We start from the raw sequence: 484 nt of genomic DNA on the forward strand, positions 1-484 counted from the left end.
AAGATGAGCAACTCACCTCACGGTTGCGGAACACCATTCAATCTGTTGTCGGAGGTAAATATAACTCAGAAGATTACATTGCTGCTAACCTTCCTGAAAGGCAGTCAAACCGGGTTAAGAGAAGACGAAGAAGACGTACAGGAAAAGAATTCCGCTTGGATGCTCAAATTGATGGCTATGACATCAAGGATGTTATGCTTGATTTGGGCTCAGATGTCAACATTATGCCAAATAAGTCTTGGGAAGCCATGGGGAAGCCAAAGCTAGTTTATTCACCTATACAGTTGCGGATGGCAAACCAATACTGCATTTTAGAAGTTGGGCGCCTGGAGGACGTTGAAATTGATCTTGCTGGTGTAAAGACCTATGCTGATTTCGAAGTCATTGAAATCATGGGAGATAAGGATCCCTACCCTGCTTTGTTGGGAATTGACTGGGCATATGAGAATTATGGCATCATTTACCTCAAAAAGGAGACCATGAC

Annotated in this window: 1 protein-coding gene; it reads left to right on the forward strand. The window is 43.2% G+C overall.

All coding sequences use genetic code 11. The features are described 5' to 3' along the window. The coding region (locus FMEAI12_RS36425) for a retropepsin-like aspartic protease (protein WP_160144215.1) at positions 1-484 on the forward strand (484 nt) is incomplete at both ends.

The organism is Parafrankia sp. Ea1.12 (assembly GCF_900465275.1).
Taxonomy (GTDB): Bacteria; Actinomycetota; Actinomycetes; order Frankiales; family Frankiaceae; genus Parafrankia; species Parafrankia soli.